We start from the raw sequence: 1680 nt of genomic DNA, 5'->3' as shown, positions 1-1680 counted from the left end.
GTAGTTAAACCCGCATAGCCCAATGGTGTCGAGCGTCAGCCGGGTCATATCTCCCGGGACATCGACTGCTTCATTCGGGTTGAGCCTTGCCCATTTTTGAATGAGCTGAACAGCGATATCGACCATTTTCTCATGATAGTCCTTCATGGCCTGCTGGCTGAAAGTCGGCATCAGAATGTTGTGCGCTTTTCTCCAGTTAGGCTCATGCGTCCAGCTCGTAAACAATCCGTCACCGGAAAATGCGCGAACCTTTTCCAAGGCGCCTTCAATGCTTTTATCAAACCGTTCTTCATCACAAACCTCTTTCACCAATTCGTGGCCGGACACTACAATGGTCGTGCCCGCGGGTGTATGGATTTGAAAAATTGGGCCCTGTTCTTCCGCCAGTTTGATCAGCGAAAGCGTCGGCTTGTCTTTATCGATTAAAGGCAAATTGCCGAGCGGCCCAAACGTCTTCGGCTGAGGAATCGGGCTTGTTTCCTTCATCGAACCATTCCTTTCCGTATGAGATGCCTTCTATTTGATTACATTTCCCTTTCATGGTCATGATTATTCTCCCAATTGACGCATGATCGCTGTTTTTTCTATACTTGAGAAGCTGTACAATACGCGAATAAGGTGAGTTTATATATGGATTTTGAAATTCGGTTTTTATCCTTTTATGTCATACAGGTGGAAGGCAAAGATGAGCAGGCGAACAAGCAGTTCAAGCACTTCCAGACCCTTGATACGGGCGAATTTGAAGAAAGCGAGCTGAAGGACTTTCTCGACGGGGAACTGAAAAAAATCGTCAAACGGAAAGCCGACCGCCATCCGCAGTCCGAGCAGGTCCCGACGAAAATCGGCCATTTTATCGTCGAGCCCGGCCACGAGCTCGATTCCAACCCAAACTACAACATGTTCAACCGCGCGCGTCTGGCGGAAACAAAAGAAGACTTCAATGAGCTGAGTGAGCTGTTCGTCCGCACGTACCTCGACACAAGCGCGGTTCGCGGCGGCGTGTTTCTCGTCGCTTCGGCCGTGCCGAGAAAATACTTTGACGAGTCATTTGTCTTCATTATGAAATGTGATTTTGAGCCGAAGGTCGCCCGCATCTCTGACGCGTCTTCTCTCATTAAAAAAGTCGAAATGGCGATCACGACAAAAAACATGAAAAGCATCCAATACCCGTACATGCCAGAGGAAGGAATGGTCGAGGAAGGTGAGCTGAAAATCCACCAGGCTTCGCACGCCCGCTATTTTGAGGACTTTCTGAAATTCGTCGAGTACGGAGAATCGATGCCGGAAATCATGAAAAATCAGGTCATGAACATGGTACAGGAGCACGTCTACGAGACATTTGAAGACAACAGCGAAGAGCTCAAGCAGTTCGAGCACGACATTGAGATTTGGGAAGCAAGCGAAAAACGGGAAATCCAAGAGCGCCTCGACACCCATCAAGTCATCGAAGCCTCCGCCCAAATCATCGAGCACACGCCAGAGGCCCAGCTGAAAATGAAAGTCGGAGAAACAGAGATTAAGGGATTGCTAGCGGATTTTGGCGATTCTATTCATCTCGCAAAAGTAAACGGGCGCTATGTCGCGCTGATTGAAGCCGAGACGATTTCGTTTGAGAAAGGCAGTTCGCCGGTGGAGTTTTATAAGCCTGAGGGGCTGCATGAGGTGATTGAGCGGATAAAA

Annotated in this window: 2 protein-coding genes; one reads left to right on the top strand and one right to left on the bottom strand. The window is 48.8% G+C overall.

Going from position 1 to position 1680, the window contains the following annotated elements; translation table 11 throughout:
- Nucleotides 1–486: cytochrome P450 (locus tag ACWHAR_RS20690; RefSeq protein ID WP_452087686.1), on the bottom strand; the 486-nt coding region annotated here is incomplete at its 3' end.
- Between the two features lie 144 nt (nt 487–630).
- Here ACWHAR_RS20690 and ACWHAR_RS20685 point away from each other — a divergent pair.
- Nucleotides 631–1680 (top strand): DUF3900 domain-containing protein (locus tag ACWHAR_RS20685; RefSeq protein WP_452087685.1); only part of this gene is annotated, 1050 nt, incomplete at its 3' end.

It is taken from the genome of Bacillus sp. LR--39, from assembly GCF_053613335.1.
This window is presented reverse-complemented; position numbering and strand designations above follow the sequence as displayed.